General features: G+C 62.9%; 19 protein-coding genes. 7 read left to right on the forward strand and 12 right to left on the reverse strand.

Annotated elements, in window-relative coordinates; translation table 11 throughout:
• Positions 1 to 115: 115 nt before the first annotated feature.
• On the reverse strand, positions 116 to 979 hold the full coding sequence (locus HU748_RS25245) for a universal stress protein (protein ID WP_186722402.1): 864 nt from the start codon (positions 977 to 979) through the stop codon (positions 116 to 118).
• 152 nt (positions 980 to 1,131) lie between these two features.
• On the opposite strand from HU748_RS25245, the gene miaE reads away from it, so the two are divergent.
• Positions 1,132 to 1,749 (forward strand): tRNA isopentenyl-2-thiomethyl-A-37 hydroxylase MiaE, encoded by a 618-nt coding sequence (gene miaE, locus HU748_RS25250; protein ID WP_186668809.1) that lies wholly within the window; start codon positions 1,132 to 1,134, stop codon positions 1,747 to 1,749.
• Positions 1,750 to 1,779: 30 nt separating this feature from the next.
• Here the strand turns inward: miaE and HU748_RS25255 are convergent, their stop codons facing one another.
• Positions 1,780 to 2,100: a DUF883 family protein gene (locus HU748_RS25255; RefSeq protein WP_186668811.1), complete on the reverse strand. Its 321-nt coding sequence runs from the start codon at positions 2,098 to 2,100 to the stop codon at positions 1,780 to 1,782.
• A gap of 128 nt (positions 2,101 to 2,228) precedes the next feature.
• Between HU748_RS25255 and HU748_RS25260 the strand changes: the two genes are divergently transcribed.
• A complete protein-coding gene (locus HU748_RS25260; protein ID WP_186668813.1) occupies positions 2,229 to 2,492 on the forward strand; it encodes a hypothetical protein in 264 nt (87 codons plus the stop codon).
• Positions 2,493 to 2,495: 3 nt separating this feature from the next.
• Here the strand turns inward: HU748_RS25260 and HU748_RS25265 are convergent, their stop codons facing one another.
• Entirely contained in the window at positions 2,496 to 2,984 is a 489-nt protein-coding gene (locus HU748_RS25265; protein ID WP_186668815.1) for an LEA type 2 family protein, read from the reverse strand.
• 185 nt (positions 2,985 to 3,169) lie between these two features.
• Between HU748_RS25265 and HU748_RS25270 the strand changes: the two genes are divergently transcribed.
• Genes HU748_RS25270 through HU748_RS25285 form a run of 4 tightly spaced genes read left to right on the forward strand, consistent with a single transcriptional unit; the run spans position 3,170 to position 6,412 of the window.
• Positions 3,170 to 3,490 carry a hypothetical protein gene (locus HU748_RS25270; RefSeq protein WP_151926147.1) on the forward strand — a complete coding sequence of 107 codons (321 nt, stop codon included), beginning with the start codon at positions 3,170 to 3,172 and terminating at the stop codon, positions 3,488 to 3,490.
• A gap of 25 nt (positions 3,491 to 3,515) precedes the next feature.
• Positions 3,516 to 4,664 (forward strand): PQQ-dependent sugar dehydrogenase, encoded by a 1,149-nt coding sequence (locus tag HU748_RS25275; protein WP_186722404.1) that lies wholly within the window; start codon positions 3,516 to 3,518, stop codon positions 4,662 to 4,664.
• A 54-nt stretch (positions 4,665 to 4,718) separates the two neighbouring features.
• Entirely contained in the window at positions 4,719 to 5,819 is a 1,101-nt protein-coding gene (zapE, locus tag HU748_RS25280; RefSeq protein WP_186722406.1) for a cell division protein ZapE, read from the forward strand.
• Positions 5,820 to 5,830: 11 nt separating this feature from the next.
• Positions 5,831 to 6,412 (forward strand): DinB family protein, encoded by a 582-nt coding sequence (locus HU748_RS25285; protein ID WP_186668821.1) that lies wholly within the window; start codon positions 5,831 to 5,833, stop codon positions 6,410 to 6,412.
• Between the two features lie 78 nt (positions 6,413 to 6,490).
• Here the strand turns inward: HU748_RS25285 and HU748_RS25290 are convergent, their stop codons facing one another.
• The 6 genes from HU748_RS25290 to yegQ all read right to left on the reverse strand — a co-directional run bounded on the left by HU748_RS25290 (position 6,491) and on the right by yegQ (position 12,454).
• Positions 6,491 to 7,489 carry an alpha/beta hydrolase gene (locus HU748_RS25290; RefSeq protein ID WP_186722408.1) on the reverse strand — a complete coding sequence of 333 codons (999 nt, stop codon included), beginning with the start codon at positions 7,487 to 7,489 and terminating at the stop codon, positions 6,491 to 6,493.
• Positions 7,490 to 7,564: 75 nt separating this feature from the next.
• The gene (locus HU748_RS25295; protein ID WP_186668825.1) at positions 7,565 to 8,002 is read right to left on the reverse strand and encodes a YqaA family protein; all 438 of its coding nucleotides are present in this window, start codon (positions 8,000 to 8,002) and stop codon (positions 7,565 to 7,567) included.
• On the reverse strand, positions 8,002 to 8,430 hold the full coding sequence (locus HU748_RS25300) for a DUF411 domain-containing protein (protein WP_186722410.1): 429 nt from the start codon (positions 8,428 to 8,430) through the stop codon (positions 8,002 to 8,004). Before HU748_RS25300 ends, HU748_RS25295 begins: the two co-directional genes overlap by 1 nt.
• A 12-nt stretch (positions 8,431 to 8,442) precedes the next feature.
• Positions 8,443 to 9,249, reverse strand: a complete 807-nt coding sequence (locus tag HU748_RS25305; protein ID WP_186722412.1) for a copper resistance protein B — start codon at positions 9,247 to 9,249, stop codon at positions 8,443 to 8,445.
• Positions 9,242 to 10,969, reverse strand: coding sequence for a copper resistance system multicopper oxidase (locus tag HU748_RS25310; RefSeq protein ID WP_186722413.1), 1,728 nt, complete (start codon positions 10,967 to 10,969; stop codon positions 9,242 to 9,244). The genes HU748_RS25305 and HU748_RS25310 overlap by 8 nt, the downstream gene beginning before the upstream one ends.
• Positions 10,970 to 11,119: 150 nt before the next feature.
• Complete coding sequence (gene yegQ / locus HU748_RS25315; RefSeq protein WP_186722414.1) at positions 11,120 to 12,454, reverse strand: tRNA 5-hydroxyuridine modification protein YegQ; 1,335 nt, start codon at positions 12,452 to 12,454, stop codon at positions 11,120 to 11,122.
• 132 nt (positions 12,455 to 12,586) lie between these two features.
• On the opposite strand from yegQ, the gene HU748_RS25320 reads away from it, so the two are divergent.
• Positions 12,587 to 13,648, forward strand: a complete 1,062-nt coding sequence (locus HU748_RS25320) for an AI-2E family transporter (protein ID WP_186709855.1) — start codon at positions 12,587 to 12,589, stop codon at positions 13,646 to 13,648.
• A 6-nt stretch (positions 13,649 to 13,654) separates the two neighbouring features.
• Here HU748_RS25320 and HU748_RS25325 read toward each other — a convergent pair whose 3' ends face one another.
• Genes HU748_RS25325 through HU748_RS25335 form a run of 3 tightly spaced genes read right to left on the reverse strand, consistent with a single transcriptional unit; the run spans position 13,655 to position 16,015 of the window.
• The gene (locus tag HU748_RS25325; protein ID WP_202885244.1) at positions 13,655 to 14,584 is read right to left on the reverse strand and encodes a methyltransferase domain-containing protein; all 930 of its coding nucleotides are present in this window, start codon (positions 14,582 to 14,584) and stop codon (positions 13,655 to 13,657) included.
• A gap of 9 nt (positions 14,585 to 14,593) precedes the next feature.
• Positions 14,594 to 15,817, reverse strand: a complete 1,224-nt coding sequence (locus HU748_RS25330; protein ID WP_186722415.1) for a YcaO-like family protein — start codon at positions 15,815 to 15,817, stop codon at positions 14,594 to 14,596.
• Positions 15,818 to 15,865: 48 nt separating this feature from the next.
• Positions 15,866 to 16,015 carry a hypothetical protein gene (locus tag HU748_RS25335; protein WP_186668837.1) on the reverse strand — a complete coding sequence of 50 codons (150 nt, stop codon included), beginning with the start codon at positions 16,013 to 16,015 and terminating at the stop codon, positions 15,866 to 15,868.
• Positions 16,016 to 16,361 lie beyond the last annotated feature (346 nt).

Consider the following 16,361-nt stretch of genomic DNA (forward strand, 5'->3'; position numbering starts at 1 on the left):
TGAGAGTAGGTCATCGTCAAGATTCATTTCGCAAAACCCCTATCTGCGCGAGCAGGTAGGGGTTTTGTCTTTCTGGCTGTCCAATACAGCGACTGAAAAGCCGATCTGGATCGCATCAGCCCCGCGCCAATTCGGCCAGGTGCGCCGTCGCTTCTTCGCTCTTGAGCACCAGTACATCCCCCTCAAGCGAATCAAGCACCACCTCGGCGGTATTGCCGATCAAGGCGCCAGATATCCCCGTGCGCGCCACGGTGCCGACGATGGTGACCACCGCATCGATCTGTTTCTCGGCATAGGGAATCAGTACATCGGCCGGCCCTTCGGCGACATGCAGGCGATCTTCGCTGATATCGAACTCCGCCTGGAATGCCGAGCACGCTTCGCGGTAGCGTTTTTCGATGGTTTCGCTGAGCTGATACACAGGGTCTGACGCCGAGAGCATCGGCGAGGGATGAGCGCTGATGACGTGTAACTCGCCTTTGGCCAGGCTGGCGATCGCATAGCCATGGTCGATGATGCTGGCATGTAGTCGCCGATGATCCCCGTCCTGATTCCCCACATCCACCGCCGCCAGGATCTTGCCGCCGGTCCAGGGCCGTTCGCTTTTGACCATCAGCACGGCGCAGGGGCACTGGCGCAATAGTTTCCAGTCGCTGGGTGTAAGCAGTGCCTTGCGCAGCGGATTGTCCGGACGATGCTCCTTGATCACCAGTTCGCACCCTTCGGCTTGCTGCACACTGACAATCGACTCGTGCAGCGTGTCATGCCAGGCCTGCTCATGGGTGACATTGTCGTAGCCATCATCATGCAGCTGGCTACTCAGCAGGCTGAGCAAGGCGCTGTGGTCCTGCTTCTTGTCGCACATCAGCAGATGCAGGCGTGCGCCGGTCACCCCGGCGATCAGCTTGGCCCGAGTCAAAGCCCGGCTGTGGGCGTGCTCGGGGTCGAGTACGACGAGGATGCTGCGAACGGCTTGCATGGGCATGACTCCCTTGGGATATGAAGACCAATGCCTGACTATAGTCGGCGGTCTGTGTCGCGCCGTTTGACGTGTATCAAGCATAGTCGCTGGCGATCGGCATCGCCCTCGGTATAATCCGCGCTCCTGCGATGTCACCCAGCTGTGAGCCTATGTCCCTGACCCCTGAAATCGACGCCTTCCTTGGCTGCCCTACGCCTGACGCCTGGATCGAAGCGGCGCTCGCCGACCAGGAAACCCTGCTGATCGACCACAAGAACTGCGAGTTCAAGGCCGCCAGCACTGCGCTCAGCCTGATCGCCAAGTACAACACCCATCTGGACTTGATCAACATGATGTCGCGCCTGGCCCGTGAGGAGCTGGTGCACCACGAACAGGTACTGCGCCTGATGAAACGTCGCGGCGTTCCCCTGCGACCTGTTTCGGCAGGACGTTATGCCTCGGGCCTGCGCCGCGTTGTGCGTGCCCACGAGCCGGTCAAGCTGGTCGATACCCTGGTAGTCGGTGCTTTTATCGAAGCGCGCAGCTGTGAGCGTTTCGCGGCGCTGGTGCCGCACCTGGATGAGGAGCTTGGCACCTTCTACCACGGCCTGCTCAAGAGTGAGGCACGTCACTACCAGGGCTACCTGAAACTGGCGCACCACTATGGTGAAGAAGCGGATATCGCGCGGGTGGTGGAGAAGGTGAGGGCAGTGGAGGCTGAGCTGATCAGCTCGCCGGACATGGAGATGCGCTTTCACAGCGGCATCCCGATGGCCCAGCCTGCCTGAGGGCGGCCGGGCCTGTGGAGGTGGGTCAGCTCACTGGCGACGGCCGAGCAGCAAGCCGACCACCAACCCGAATCCTGCGGAGATCGCGACGGTCTGCCACGGGTGGCCACCAATATATTCCTGCGTGGCATCTACCACCGGCTGTGCCTTCTGCCCCAGACGACTGGTGGCCTGGCGAGCCTGGCGCAGCTTCAGGCCGAGCTGGGCGCGCAAGGTATCGGCTTCTTCGCCCACCAGTGAAGCGCTATCGTCGAGGAGCTTTTCGGACTCCTCGATCAAGGCCTGCAGCTCGCTGAACACCTGGTCCTTGATCTGATCGCTATCGGCTGTTGCGGTGGATTTCCTGGCCATGAACACGTCCTCGTAGGTGGATTGACTTGTACAGTGGATAACGGCGTGCGTCGAAAGTTGCAACGGCATACCGGCGGCTCGCCGCTACAGTGTAAGATAGCGCTCATTTTCAAGCGGCAGGAAAGACCATGAGTTTCAATCTGGCCAATAGAGACTTCGCCGAACGTGCACAGATCGAGGCGGAAAAATCACGACTGTTCCAGTTTTGGCAGAACAATCTCGGCAAGGCCAAGGGCGAGGCGGCCCGCATGATCGCCGAGAAGCCTCGACGCAAGGGCAAGTGGGCCGAATGGGTCCGTGCCGAGCTGGAGGGTATGTCGCCTCCGGAGTTCGCCGACATGGTGCGCAGCGAAGTCAACAGGATGATGGCGGCGGCCAGCGCCAACCGTTGATCCTCACCAGCCAGCACGCCCAGGCTGCGGTAAATCGAGCTTGCCTTTATCGGTGAAACGCACCGTGCCCAGCGGCCCACCGGCCAGCTTCCCGCGCAACACATAGGGCAATCCTTGTAGCGACTGGGTCTGGCTCAGGCCGTACGCCTGACGCAGGAACGAAAACGCGGTGATACTCACCGGGACCACGATCACCGCCTCGTCATATCGGCCGATATGCCCACGCTGGTCACTGACACCTGCTGCCAGCGGTTGATCGTTCACCTCCAGGTTCAGTGCAATACCGTTGAAGTCCACCGGCGTCTCGTTGGGGTTCTGCACGCGTATCTTCACGGCCATGCGCAACTCCAGGTCCTGTCCGGGCAGGGGCTCGATGCCTATGACATTGATGTTCAGCGGATCGCGGTTGTGCAGCAGCGCACAGGCATTGAGCGCCAGGGCCAGCAGCAGGGCCAGGCAAAGTCGGGCGGTGTTGCGCAAGCAGATGGTCATCGCAAGGGCCTTGGCTGGAGACGGCCTTTGAGTGTGGCAAATACGTCCCATCGTTGAAACCCTCGCTATCGGCCTGAAGGAAACATCGCGAATCAACTCCATTGGTTTTCATGCTTTTGTCGCGAACCTGAAGCGCCTTAGGCTATCCAACGCTTGGGCGCGATTTTTCGTACCGGAGATGAAGGATGAAACCTACACTGCCTTTCCTGGCCATCAGCCTGCTGCTGTGCCTTCCCGCTCACGCGGCACCCGTGCAGATGCCCTTGCTTGCTGCCAGCGACCGCAATAACCCCTACAACAGCCCAATTCAGCGCGCCAACCCCAACAGCCGCCAAGGCAGTGTGCCAGCGACGCCGCCGGTGCGCGGCCCCTCGACCCAGCCCATTGTGCGGCCACCGACGCTGGACAACCGCGGCATCGGCAACGGTGACAACCTGCGCCGTCAACAACAGACCCCGAACCTGGAACCCACTCGGCCACCGCGCGACTCACAACGTGCGCCCTGAGCCTCTTGATTGGAAGGATCCCTGCATGACGCCACGTATCTGGATGACCACCCTGGCTGCTGCCGCACTGTTCCCGTTATTGGCACAGGCTGCCGACGACAAGCAGTTTGCGAGCGAAGAAGGGCAATTGACCGTCAGTACCGTCGCTGATGGTCTGGCCTACCCGTGGGCTCTGGCATTCCTGCCGGGGGGCAAGGATATGCTGGTCACCGAGCGCACGGGTAACCTGCGCATCGTTGGTGCCGAAGGCAAGGTCGGGCCGCCGCTGTCAGGGGTGCCCAAGGTCTGGGCGCAAGGGCAGGGCGGCCTGCTGGACGTGGTGCTTTCGCCGGAGTTCGCCAAGGATCGCACGGTCTATCTGTCGTATGCCGAGGAAGGCGCGGACGGCAAGGCGGGGACGGCGGTCGGACGTGGCCAGCTGTCGCAGGATCGCGCGCGTCTGGAAAATTTCACCGTGATCTTCCGCCAGCAACCCAAGCTGTCCGAGGGTAACCACTTTGGCTCGCGCCTGGTGTTCGACCGCGAGGGCTATCTGTTCATTGCCTTGGGCGAGAACAATCAGCGCCCCACCGCCCAGGATCTGGACAAGTTACAGGGCAAGCTGGTCCGGATCCTGCCCGATGGCGAGGTGCCCAAGGACAATCCCTTCGTCGGCCAGAAGAATGTGCGCTCGGAAATCTGGTCGTACGGGCACCGCAACCAGCAGGGCGCGGCGCTCAACCCCTGGACAGGCAAGCTCTGGACCCACGAGCACGGCCCGCGCGGCGGCGATGAGATCAACATCCCCGAGGCAGGCAAGAACTACGGTTGGCCGATCGCGACCCATGGCATCAACTACTCGCTGCTGCCGATCCCCGAAGCTAAGGGCAAGCATGTAGAGGGTATGGAAGATCCGCACCATGTGTGGGAGAAGTCCCCAGGCATCAGTGGCATGGCCTTCTACGACAGCCCGACCTTCAAGGCCTGGGATCACAACCTGTTCATCGGTGCGTTGGCCACTCAGGAGCTGATTCGCCTGCAACTCGATGGTGACAAGATCGTCCATGAAGAACGGTTGTTGGGGGAACTCAATGCGCGTATTCGCGATGTGCGGGTGGGGCCGGACGGCTACCTGTACGTGCTGACTGACGCAAAGGACGGGGAGCTGCTGAAGGTCGGCCTGCGCGAGGGTTGATGGCGGATCCGGGAAACCCCCATTACCATGGCGTTTTGCCTGCGATCCAACGCCATGACGCCCTACGCCCTTTATCAGCAAGCCATCGAGCAGCAAGGCTTTGCCGCCGACCCTGCGCAGGCCGAGGCCGTTGCCGCCCTGCAGCAGTGCTTCGAGGCGCTGGAGCAGGGGCGCGGCGGCCAGGGCGTCTATCTATGGGGGCCGGTCGGGCGCGGCAAGACCTGGTTGATGGATCAGTTCCAGCAGTGCCTTGCGGTTCCTTCCCGGCGACAGCATTTTCATCACTTCATGGCCTGGGTGCACCAACGCCTGTTTCTGCTGGCTGGCACCGCCGATCCACTGCACGCGCTGGCCCGGGAGCTGGCCAGGGATATTCGCGTACTGTGCTTCGATGAGCTGTTTGTCAGCGATATTGGCGACGCGATCATCCTCGGTCGCCTGTTTCAGGTGCTGTTCGACCAGGGCGTGGTCATCGTCGCTACGTCCAACCAGCCGCCCGATCAGCTGTACCTCGACGGGTTCAATCGTGAGCGCTTCTTGCCGGCCATCGCCGCGATCCAGCGGCACATGCAGGTCATCTCCGTGGCCGGCGAGCAGGACCACCGCCTGCACCCTGGCGAACAGCGTCAGCGTTACTGGATTGCCGAGGCGGGCAAGCCCAGCGCATTGGCCGAGGTATTCCGGCAACTGAGCGCGGATGACCCCGGCACCGACCAGCCGTTGCAGGTCGGTTCGCGGCAGATCCAAGTGATTCGCCGCAGCGAGCAGGTGATCTGGTGCCACTTCGCCGACCTGTGCGAGCAACCGCTGGCGGCGACTGAGTTCATGGCCCTGTGCGACCGCTATACGGCCATCCTGCTGGAGGGGCTGCCTGCACTGGGCGGGGTGCAACGTGCCGGGCGCATCGCCCGCGGAACCGAGGACGGCGCCCAGCGTGTAGTGGCCGGCGATCGCCAGCTACCGGCGCTGTCGCCCCGCGATGACAGTGTGCGGCGCTTCATCGCGTTGGTCGACGAATGCTACGACCGTCGGGTCGCCTTGTACCTGGAAGCCGAGGTCGCGCTCGAAGCGCTCTACACTCAAGGGTATCTGGCGTTCCCGTTCAGGCGGACCCTGAGCCGGCTGCGGGAGATGCAACTGCAACGCTTCGCCTGAAGGAGCCGACCATGGAGCTGCTGTCGCACCATCTGCTGACCCAGGCCTACAACAACGGCTGGGCCAACCATCGCCTGTACAAGGCATGCCTGCAACTGACCCACGACGAGTTCGTCGCCCCCCGTTGCAGCTTCTTTCCTTCGATCAAGGCCACGCTCAATCACCTGCTGACGGTGGACTGGTTCTACCTCAATGCCCTGGAGTGCGAGCAGCGCGGCGAAGCCCCCGAGGCCGATGGCGAGCGCTTCTTCGAGCCTGAGCAGCCGTTTGCCACCTGTACCGACCTGCATGCCCAGCAGGCCCAGGCCGACCAGCGCCTGATCGCGTATTGCCGGCTGTTGCGTGACGACCAGTTGCGGCGCTATGTGAGTATCGTGCGGGCTGACCGGGTCCAGCGCGAGCAGCGCCTGCGCCTGCTCTCGCACCTGTTCGAACACCAGATCCATCACCGCGGGCAGGTGCATGCGATGCTCAGCGACACCTCGGTGCGCCCGCCGCAGCTGGACGAATTCTTCTGCGAGGAGGAGGCGCCCCTGCGCGCGGATGATTTTGCCGAACTGGGGTGGAGCGAAGGGCAGGTCTGGAGGGCGTGACAGCTTCGTTCACAGAGTCTGTTCAGGAGCGGCCTTGTGGCCGTAAAAGACCGCTCCCAGCCTGCAGCAAGGCGAGTGCTACTGCTGCAACCAGTTGATCAAGGCTTTGTGGAACGCCTCAGGTTCCTCGATCTGCGGGGCATGCCCCATGCCTTCGAAGGTGACCAGTTGCCCTTGGGGGATCAGCTTGGTCACCTGCGGTCCGAGCACTGCGTATTTGCCCAGGCGTGCCTTGACCTCTGGCGGGGCAATGTCGCTGCCGATGGCGGTGGTGTCTTTGTCGCCGATCAGCAGCAGCGTCGGCATCTTCAGGTCCTTGAACTCGTAGACCACCGGCTGGGTGAAGATCATGTCGTAGATCAGCGCCGAGTTCCACGCCACCGCTTCGTGCCCAGGCCCTTTGTTCAGGCCTACCAGCATCTGCACCCAGCGCTCGTATTCCGGCTTCCAGCGCCCGGCGTAGTAGGTGTTGCGCTCGTAGTTGCGCACCCCTTCGGCATCGAGCTTGAGTTCACGCTGATACCATTGATCGACACTGCGATAGGGCACGCCCAGGGCTTTCCAGTCCTCCAGGCCGATCGGATTGACCATGGCCAGGCGCTCCACCTGCTGTGGGTACATCAGCGCATAGCGGGTGGCGAGCATGCCACCGGTGGAGTGGCCCAGCACGCTGACCTTGTCGATGCCAAGCTGTTGGAGCAGTGCATGGGTGTTGTCGGCCAGTTGCTGGAAGCTGTATTGGTAATGCTCGGGCTTGCTCGAGGTGCAGAAGCCGACCTGGTCCGGGGCGATGACCCGGTAGCCGGCTTTGCTCAGGGCCTCGATGGTGGTTTCCCAGGTGGCGGCGCAGAAGTTCTTGCCATGCATCAGCACCACGCTGCGACCATTGGCCTGGCCCTGCGCAAGGACGTCCATGTAGCCCATCTGCAGGGCCTGGCCCTGTGAGGTGAAGGCGAAGTGCTGGAGTGGGTGAGGGTAGGTGAAACCTTCGAGCTGTCTGCCATAGGTTGGCGACTCGGCGGCGATGGCCGAGCTGCCGACGAGGCAGGCCAGGGCCAGGGCGGTTGCGCGCAGCATCGGGGTACTCCGTGTAGGTTCAAGTAGGAAAAGGCGACTGTAGCAGTCAGTTGACCTTCGGAACCGTGAAAGGTGTTACCCGCTGTGAAACCAGCCCAGGGTGATCATCGCGACCACCAGGTAGCGCCCGGCCTTGGCCAGGGTGACCAGTAACAGGAAGCGCCAGAACGGCTCGCGCATGATCCCGGCGATCAGGGTCAATGGATCACCGATCACGGGCATCCAGCTCAACAGCAGCGACCACTGGCCCCAGCGCTGGTAACGCCGTTGTGCACTTTGCAGCTGACTGGCGCTGAACGGAAACCAGCGTTTGTCACGAAAGCGCTCGATCGCTCGGCCCAACAGCCAGTTGACCAGCGAGCCGAGCACATTGCCCAGGGTCGCAATCAGCAACAGCACAAGCCAGGCGTCGGGGTCGCGCAGGAGCAAACCGACCAGTACCGCCTCGGACTGCAGCGGCAGCAGGGTGGCTGCGCCAAAGGCGCTGAGAAACAGCGCCCAGAGACTGAGCATCAGTATTCGGCGACCACAGTGTCCTGGCCGTCCCGGGTCAGGCCGATGACCTGATAGGCATCCTTGTGGTCGCCCATTTCCATGCCGGGCGAGCCCATGGGCATACCCGGCACGGCCAGCCCCTTAAGATCGCTGCGTTTGGCCAGCAGGCGCACCTGTTTGGCGGGCACATGCCCTTCGACGAACTTGCCGTCGATCACGCCGGTGTGGCAAGACGCCAGGCGTGGTGCGACGCCCAGGCGCTGCTTGACCGCGCTCATGTTCGGCTCGACATGGTCGTTGACCGTGAAACCGTTGTCGCGCAGATGGCTGATCCACTGTTTGCAGCAGCCGCAGTTGGGGTCGCGGTAGACATCAATGACCTCGGCGGCCTGTGCCAGGCCACTGATGGCCAGCAGTCCAAAGGCCATCAGGTGTTTGCGTAGCATGGTCGAACTCCTTCAAAAACGCAGGCGCACACCTGCGACCAGACGGGTCTGCGCGGGGTCGTCGCCGTCTTCACGGGCCTGGTCGGCGCGGGTGCCGTGCAAGCGGTTGAAACTGACGCCGACATAGGGTGCGAAGCTGCGCGTGATTTCATAGCGCAGGCGCAGGCCTACTTCGCTTTCGGCCAGCCCCGAACCTTGCTCGCGCCCGGCATCGTTACGGCCGAAAAAGTTGGCTTCGAGGGTCGGTTCAAGGATCCAGCGATTGGTCAGCAGCATAGCGTAACTGGCCTCCAGGCGCAGCGCGGTCTGCTGTCGCTCACCGGCATAGGCGGTGGCCTCGAGCTCCAGCCCATACAGCGGCGTCCCTTGGATGCCGAACGCTGCCCAGGCCTGGCCGCTGGCAGGCTTGAAGTCCTGGCGTATACCGCCGACCAGCTCCCACCAGGGGCTGATGGCATGGCCCCAAAGCGCCTGCAGTTCGGCCTTGTGAGTGATGCCCTGTTCACGTTCACCTTCGCTGCGTAGCCACAGGCGATCGATGTCGCCGCCGATCCAGGCAGTGGCATTCCAGTTCAGCAGCCCGCTGTTGTCGAAGTGCTGGTATTCGAGTTGATCGACGATCACCGCCGCGTTCAGCGCATCGTCATGCACCTGGTGGCCCGGCAGAGGGGGAAAGGCTGCGCGGCGGTCGGCATCGGTGATGACCGGCAACGCCGTGGTGGGCTGGGTCGGGTTTTGCTGCGCGCGCACCTCTTCGCTGGCCAGCAGCACCAGCAGGGTCACACTGGCCAGGAGCCAGCGGCTGTTGAGCTCATTCATCGACCCGTACCTCGCGGAACATGCCGGTCTCCATGTGGTAGAGCAAGTGGCAGTGGTAGGCCCAGCGGCCCAGGGCGTCGGCACTGACCCGATAGCTGCGCCGGGTTCCGGGCGGGATATCGAGGGTGTGCTTGCGCACCATGAAGTTGCCCTGTTCATCCTCCAGGTCGCTCCACATGCCATGCAGGTGAATGGGGTGGGCCATCATGGTGTCGTTGACCAGTGTGATGCGCACCCGCTCGCCATAGGTAAGGCGCAGTGGTTGGGCGTCGCTGAACTTCACGCCGTCGAATGACCAGGCAAAGCGCTCCATGTGGCCGGTCAGGTGCAGTTCGATGTCGCGTGAGGGTGGGCGGCCGTCGGGGTCTTCGAAGCGGCTGCGCAAATCGGCGTAGGTCAGCACCCGGCGGCCGTTGCTGCGCAGGCCGATACCGGGATCACCCAGGTTCGGGCGCGGCGCCATGGTCTGCATATCGACCAGCGGGTTGCCGCTCTCGCTGGCCGGGTGGCGCTGCATGGCGACCATTGCCGCGTGATTCATGCCGGCCATGTTGGCGTGTTCCATGCCAGGCATGTCTGCCATTGCGGCGCCGCCCATGCCGCCGTGCCCCATGTCGTTCAAGGTCAGCCGGGGGCGTGGGTCCGTTGCCGGGATGGGCGCCTGCTGGCCATGAGCATGGGCCAGGGTGCCACGGGCAAAGCCGGTGCGGTCCATGCTCTGGGCGAACAGGGTGTAGGCTGGGGCATCGCCCGGCTCGACCAGTATGTCGAAGGTTTCGGCCACGGCGATGCGCAGTTCGTCTACCGTCACCGGCACCACAGGCAGGCCGTCTGCGGCGATCACCGTGAGTTTCAGGCCGGGGATGCGGAAGTCGAAGTAGGTCATGGCCGAGGCGTTGATCAGGCGCAGGCGTACCGTCTCGCCGGGGCGGAACAGGCAGGTGAAGTTGCCCTCCGGTGGCTGGCCGTTGAGCAGGTAGCTGTAGGTGGCCGCGCTGATGTCGGCAAGATCGGTGGGGCTCATGCGCATGTCGGCCCACATCAGGCGCTCGTCGACGGTCTTGCGCCAGCCGTCGCGCGCGACATCCTCGATGAAGTCACCCACAGTGAGCTTGTGGTAGTTGAAGGCGTCGGACTGCTTCTTGAGCGTCGCCAGCAGTGCTTCGGGGGCCTGGTCGCTCCAGTCGCTGAACAGCAGCACATGGTCGCGTTGGTAAGCGTGAGGCTCGGCCTCGCGGGGTTCGATGACGATCGCCCCATAGACCCCCGCCTGCTCTTGCAGCCCGGAATGGCTGTGGTACCAGTAGGTGCCACTCTGGCGCAGGGTGAAGTGGTAGAGGTAGTCGCCGCCAGGCTCGATGCCGGCGAAGCTCAGGCCGGGAACACCGTCCATGTTGGCGGGCAGGATGATGCCGTGCCAGTGGATCGAGGTGGGTTCGGTCAGACGGTTGCGCACGCGCAGGGTCACGCTGTCACCTTCGCGCCAGCGCAACTGCGGGCCGGGCAGGCTGCCGTTTACGGTGAGGGCCGTGCGCGGGCGGCCGGTGATGTTGACGGGAGTCTGGCCAACGTACAGTTCGAAGTCCTGGCCCTGCGCCGGTTGGCCTGGGCGATGGCCTTCGGCGGCGCTGGCCAGTGGGCGCCAGAGGCCCAGGCCGGCCACCGCGGTGGCGGCGCCGAGGCCTTTGACGAAGGTACGACGGGAGGGGCTGTGGGGCATGAATGGGCCTCAGGCAGGGCTTGGGTAGAGGCCTTGTCGCGATCGGGCGCGCCTTTCGAAGCCGCGGGCTTGCCTGCGAACGGGCCATGGAATAGCCCGATGATCCACTCCCATCCCTGTCAGCCAGCTGAGGCTGTCATTACAGCGCTGTCAGCTTAGGGCCTGCTGCGCAGGCAGGTCACGCATCAGCAACCCGAACTCGAGCGATACCTGTTCGGGAATCGGCAGGTACACCAAGTGCCCGTCGCCTGGCGCCACCTCGATGGCCTGGCCTTGGCGATCACCCAGCCGCTCGAGTTCGAAGTGGTAGTTGCCGCGAGGGGTCATCAGTTCGAGGGTGTCACCCAGCGCAAAGCGGTTCTTCACCTTTACCTCGGCCAGCCCGCCGATACGCAGGCCCGTCAGTTCGCCAACGAACTGTTGGCGCTCCGAGACCGAGTTGCCGCGCTGGTAGTTCTGGTACTCGTCGTGCACATGGCGGCGCAGGAAACCTTCGGTGTAGCCGCGCTGGGCCAGGGACTCGAGGTTGTCCATCAGGCTGCGGTCGAAGGGCCGACCGGCGACGGCGTCGTCGATCGCCTGGCGGTAGGACTGCACGGCTCGGGCGCAGTAGAAGTGCGACTTGGTACGCCCCTCGATCTTCAGCGAGTGCACGCCCATCCGAGTCAGGCGCTCGACGTGCTGTACGGCGCGCAGGTCCTTGGCGTTCATGATGTAGGTGCCGTGTTCGTCCTCGTATGCGGGCATCTCTTCACCGGGGCGATTGCCCTCCTGCAGCAGGAACACCTGGTCGGTTGGGGCGCCAATGCCCAAGTTCGGTTCGCACTCGCGCACGATCTCGCCGGTGGCGTTTTCCCCTGCCGGGGTCGCCTGGTACTTCCAGCGACAGGCGTTGGTGCAGCTACCCTGGTTGGCGTCGCGCTTGTTCAGGTAGCCCGACAACAGGCAGCGCCCGGAGTAGGCCATGCACAGTGCGCCGTGGACGAAGACCTCCAGTTCCATGTCGGGCACCTGCTGACGGATTTCCTCGATCTCTTCCAGCGACAGCTCGCGCGACAGAATCACCCGGCTCAGGCCCAGTTGCTGCCAGAACTGCACGCTGGCCCAGTTCACGGTGTTGGCCTGCACCGACAGGTGCATGGGCATCTGCGGGAAATGCTGGCGCACCAGCATGATCAGCCCCGGATCGGACATGATCAACGCATCGGGCGCCATCTCGATCACGGGCGCCAGGTCCTTGAGGAAGGTTTTGAGCTTGGCATTGTGCGGCGCGATGTTGACCACCACGTAGAAGCGCTTGCCCAGGGCGTGTGCTTCCTGGATGCCCTGTGCCAGGTTGGCGTGGTCGAATTCGTTGTTGCGCACCCGCAGGCTGTAGCGTGGCTGGCCGGCGTAGACCGCATCGGCGCCATAGGCGAAGGCGTAGCGCAGGGTCTTCAGGGAGCCGGCAGGGGCCAGCAGTTCGGGCTTGGCGAGAAGGTTCATGGGTGCACCAGGGCAAAAGGTGCGGATGCTAAGGCGCGGCTGGCGAAGCAGTGTTGATCTGGGTCAAACGGCGTTGATGGCACTTTTGCCGCTTCGCTACGCACTAACGTCCAGGACAATCGAGGAATGCCCATGAATCAAACCGCTCTCCAGAACAGAGCCCTGGCCGTATTGCTGGCGCTGGTCACCGTCGCCTTCGTCTGGATCCTGTTGCCTTACTACGGCGCCATCTTCTGGGCCGTGATCCTCGGCATCCTGTTCGCGCCGTTGCAACGCAACCTGCTGCTGCGTTTCAACCGGCGGCGCAACCTGGCAGCCGGGGCCACCTTGGCCACCTGCCTGATGATTGCGATCCTGCCGGTGATCATCATCAGTGCCCTGCTGGTGCAGGAGGGCGCCACCCTGTACCAGCGCATTGAAAGCGGCCAGCTGGATATCGCCGGCTACATCGAGCGCGGCAAGGACATGCTGCCGCACTTCGTCCAGAACGGTCTGGACCGCATGGGCATGGGCAACCTCGATGGCCTGCGCGACAAGATCACCAAGTGGGCGACACAGGGCAGTCAGTTTCTGGCCGGGCAGGCATTCAGCTTCGGCCAGGGCACCTTCGACTTCCTGGTGAGTTTCGGCATCATGCTCTACCTGCTGTACTTCTTTTTGCGTGAGGGGCCGGAGCTGGCGCGCAAGGTGCGCCAGGCCGTGCCGCTACCCGAGCAGCAGAAGCGCCGCTTGCAGCTGAAGTTCAACCGGGTGGTGCGGGCCACGGTGAAGGGCAACCTGTTGGTGGCGATCACCCAGGGGGCTCTTGGCGGTTTGATTTTCTGGGTGCTGGATATTCCCAGTGCGCTGGTGTGGGCGGTGCTGATGGCGTTTTTGTCGCTGTTGCCTGCGGTGGGGGCCGGGATCGTCTGGGGGCCGGTCGCAGTGTATTTCCTGCTGACCGGCGCTATTTGGCAAGGCATCGTGCTGACGGCGTTCGGCGTGCTGGTGATCGGGCTGGTGGACAACCTGTTGCGCCCGATCCTGGTGGGCAAGGATACGCGCATGCCCGACTACCTGATCCTGGTGTCGACCCTGGGCGGTCTGGCGGTGTTCGGCCTCAACGGTTTCGTGATCGGGCCGCTGATCGCCGCGTTGTTCATCTCCAGCTGGACGATCTTCACCGAGAGCACGCCACAGGTGCAGTTGCCGTGAGGCTGTTCAGTCACGCTCCAGGATGAAGAACTGAAACAGCGCCTGGGTATCAGGGCAGGCGGCGATCGTACCGGTGACCTTCAGGCCCAGACGCTTGGCTTCGGGCTCGATGGCGACCAACACCGGGGTATGGCCGAAGACGATGATTACACCGGCTCGTCGCACACGTCGGCTCAATGTCTGGAAGAGGCGGGTGGCCTGCTGGCGGAGCATGACCTCGGCATTCAGGAAGCGCAGGATCAGCACGTCGCAACTGTCTGCGGCGGCCGAATCAGTGGCGTCGGCAATGTCGAACTTCAGGTTGGGCAGTCGCTGATGCATGCGGGCATGGGCGATCATGGCAGGGGATACGTCGCTGCCCAGGCACTGCGCGTCGGGCAGCCCTTGCGCGAGCGTTGCGATGAAGGTTCCGGTCGAGCAGGCGGGGTCGTGTATCACGGCGCCGGGAGCAAGGCGCTTTTGCAGTGTCGCCAGGCAGTGCTCGCGAAAATGCCGTTCCTGTGCGTCCAGGCGCCGGGCTAGCTGCGGGGTGTCATTCCAGAATGATGCAGGTGCTACTAGCTCTTGGCCCTGTTCGTCCACGACCGGAAAGGGGAAGTGGATGCTGGTGTCGTTGCTGCGCCGGGCCTGGGCGAACACCTGGTGTTTTTCGTCGGTGGACAGCGTCCGATAGTGCATCTGCAGGCGGTTGCCACACTGTCGGGTTCTGAGCAGCGGCCCCAGCAACATGGCCGGTGTCAGTCGGCTTCCCAACTGCCCCTGTTCATCCAGCAGCTTGCGCCCCAGGTATTCGAGGTTTTGCAGGCGGAGTATGAACAGGTTGTTCAGACCATGGCCAACAGGTTCTTCCAGCGTAGCGACCCCGCCTGGAGTATGGGCGCGCGAGGGCAGGTGCCGGGCCAGCCAGCGTTCGTGTCGAGCGTGTTCTGGTTGCATGGCGACCCCTCAAGGTTGCTGACTTCGGTGGGCGAGGCCCCTGGGCCCGGGGCAGACGACATTCCCGCTGCAGACGAGGTGGAAACGTTCGAGTCCGGGAACCACGACGTTCACCAGGCTGATGCCTTCGTGGCCTTGGAACAGCTGGCAGATACCGGCTTGCCTGCCATGGCGTTGAAGGTCTGCGTACAGATATCGCAGCTGTTGACGCACACTGCATCGAGGGCCTGGGTCAGGCAGCGCCACCGTGTGTCCTGCTTTTTCCAGCAGTACGTCGAGGTCGAACTGCAGGCACGATTGCAGGCGAGGAAAAGGCCGCAGCAGGCGTTCGGCCAGTTTCAGCTCATCCAGCGCACCGGGGGGGCGACTGTTGAGCTGTACCTGAACCAGTTCGGTGACCGCGCGGCGCACGGCATGCCAGGGGTCGAGCGAGGCGCCTGCGCCGAACAGCGCGCCATGCAGGCGTGATGCTTGCGACATGCGCAGTGCCAGATAGGTGCTGCTGGCAAACTCGCTGCTGATGTCCAGAACACCAATTGGCGCTTCCAGGCAGTCCTCGGCATGCTGCCAGATGCGTCCGAGCTCGGTGTGCGTGCCGGGTTTGCTTACCCAGCGCAAGGGGGAGGGTTGTCTGTAGTAGTAATGACGCAGGAAGAACAGCGACAGCGCATCGCGTTCGATGCTCTGGTTCAACGCATGCAGTATGGCTTCCTGGAGGGTTGCGCCGATGGCTGACCCATCATTGCTGCTGTAGCGTCGGAGCCCACGAAGGTCGAAGGTTTCGCCGGCAGCCGGGTGATCGGCGTAATCCGGCCGCGTGAGGCACAATGGATAGTCGAACAGCCATTGGCCGTCCAGGTCGTGGTAAGCCTGGCACGCCAGTTTCTCGTGGGGCTGTGCCGCAAGCCAGGGTTGCAGCATGTCATCTTGCAGGGTAGGCATTCGGGCCAAGTCGCTGGCCTCGTTGAGGTGAGCATTACGGGTAAGGTGTTCATCGAGAAAGTGCTCCAGTGCCTCGAAGCGTGCGCCGACCCGAGCTTCTTGCTCCAGGCCTTTTCCGCAGCCTTGGCTGGTAGCCCCGGTCTGTGAGCTGAGGCCTATGCGGGCCGAGCCGACCCATGTGCCTTCCCAGTGCTCTTCAACGTTCAGCGCCAGTTGTGCAAGTTGTTCATCGATGCGTTGTCTTGCCGTTGCCAGGGGGAGTTCACGTTCAGCCACGTACGTCATATGCATGCTGACTCCTGGGAGCAAGGCGGCTTGAGGGCCGCCTTGCAGGCTGGATTATTCGCGTTCGAGCTCGACGTGCTCGTGCTCGGCCAGTTGCATTGCGTCTGCGTGCTCGGTAGTCAGTTCGCCAGCCGCCTGATCTACCACGACCTCTGCTTCCAACTCGTTCAGTTTGTTGCTCATGCCACGATAAATGTATCCCATGGTGAAACTCCTTCTTGAACTCTGAGGGTTGTTGGCGGCGTTCTAAGGCCGCCGACGCAGTGTTCGTCAACAAGACGGTCTACGGAAAGGGAGGGTGCGCGGGGAGCCGTGTTAATGAAATGTGCGGTCACTGTTATGGCAGTTGACTGCATGCTTTCGCAGATCAATCCGCCCACACAGAGGGCTCAGGAGAAAGGAGGCGAGCTTTTGACAGCGGTATTAGGGAAGGAATGAAGCAGTACCTTCGCGCAGTGTCTGTAGGCGCTTTCTATTTGAATGGCGATAACTGCTTTTTGGTCATGCTTTCATACTGCCTTCGATGTTTTTTCTGCATGGTCGAAGGCAA

Origin of the sequence: Pseudomonas sp. RW3S2, assembly GCF_014268955.1 — a bacterium.
GTDB classification, from domain to species: domain Bacteria; phylum Pseudomonadota; class Gammaproteobacteria; order Pseudomonadales; family Pseudomonadaceae; genus Aquipseudomonas; species Aquipseudomonas wayambapalatensis.

Coding starts and splice junctions, on each gene's coding strand:
- HU748_RS25335 (WP_186668837.1), bottom strand. CDS start 16,015: ATGGGATACATTTATCGTGGCATGAGCAACAAACTGAACGAGTTGGAA.
- HU748_RS25295 (WP_186668825.1), bottom strand. CDS start 8,002: ATGCTCAGTCTCTGGGCGCTGTTTCTCAGCGCCTTTGGCGCAGCCACC.
- yegQ (WP_186722414.1), bottom strand. CDS start 12,454: ATGAACCTTCTCGCCAAGCCCGAACTGCTGGCCCCTGCCGGCTCCCTG.
- HU748_RS25330 (WP_186722415.1), bottom strand. CDS start 15,817: ATGCATATGACGTACGTGGCTGAACGTGAACTCCCCCTGGCAACGGCA.
- HU748_RS25310 (WP_186722413.1), bottom strand. CDS start 10,969: ATGCCCCACAGCCCCTCCCGTCGTACCTTCGTCAAAGGCCTCGGCGCC.
- HU748_RS25265 (WP_186668815.1), bottom strand. CDS start 2,984: ATGACCATCTGCTTGCGCAACACCGCCCGACTTTGCCTGGCCCTGCTG.
- HU748_RS25290 (WP_186722408.1), bottom strand. CDS start 7,489: ATGCTGCGCGCAACCGCCCTGGCCCTGGCCTGCCTCGTCGGCAGCTCG.
- HU748_RS25275 (WP_186722404.1), top strand. CDS start 3,516: ATGACGCCACGTATCTGGATGACCACCCTGGCTGCTGCCGCACTGTTC.
- HU748_RS25255 (WP_186668811.1), bottom strand. CDS start 2,100: ATGGCCAGGAAATCCACCGCAACAGCCGATAGCGATCAGATCAAGGAC.
- zapE (WP_186722406.1), top strand. CDS start 4,719: ATGACGCCCTACGCCCTTTATCAGCAAGCCATCGAGCAGCAAGGCTTT.
- HU748_RS25260 (WP_186668813.1), top strand. CDS start 2,229: ATGAGTTTCAATCTGGCCAATAGAGACTTCGCCGAACGTGCACAGATC.
- HU748_RS25325 (WP_202885244.1), bottom strand. CDS start 14,584: ATGCAACCAGAACACGCTCGACACGAACGCTGGCTGGCCCGGCACCTG.
- HU748_RS25305 (WP_186722412.1), bottom strand. CDS start 9,249: ATGAATGAGCTCAACAGCCGCTGGCTCCTGGCCAGTGTGACCCTGCTG.
- miaE (WP_186668809.1), top strand. CDS start 1,132: ATGTCCCTGACCCCTGAAATCGACGCCTTCCTTGGCTGCCCTACGCCT.
- HU748_RS25245 (WP_186722402.1), bottom strand. CDS start 979: ATGCAAGCCGTTCGCAGCATCCTCGTCGTACTCGACCCCGAGCACGCC.
- HU748_RS25300 (WP_186722410.1), bottom strand. CDS start 8,430: ATGCTACGCAAACACCTGATGGCCTTTGGACTGCTGGCCATCAGTGGC.
- HU748_RS25320 (WP_186709855.1), top strand. CDS start 12,587: ATGAATCAAACCGCTCTCCAGAACAGAGCCCTGGCCGTATTGCTGGCG.
- HU748_RS25270 (WP_151926147.1), top strand. CDS start 3,170: ATGAAACCTACACTGCCTTTCCTGGCCATCAGCCTGCTGCTGTGCCTT.
- HU748_RS25285 (WP_186668821.1), top strand. CDS start 5,831: ATGGAGCTGCTGTCGCACCATCTGCTGACCCAGGCCTACAACAACGGC.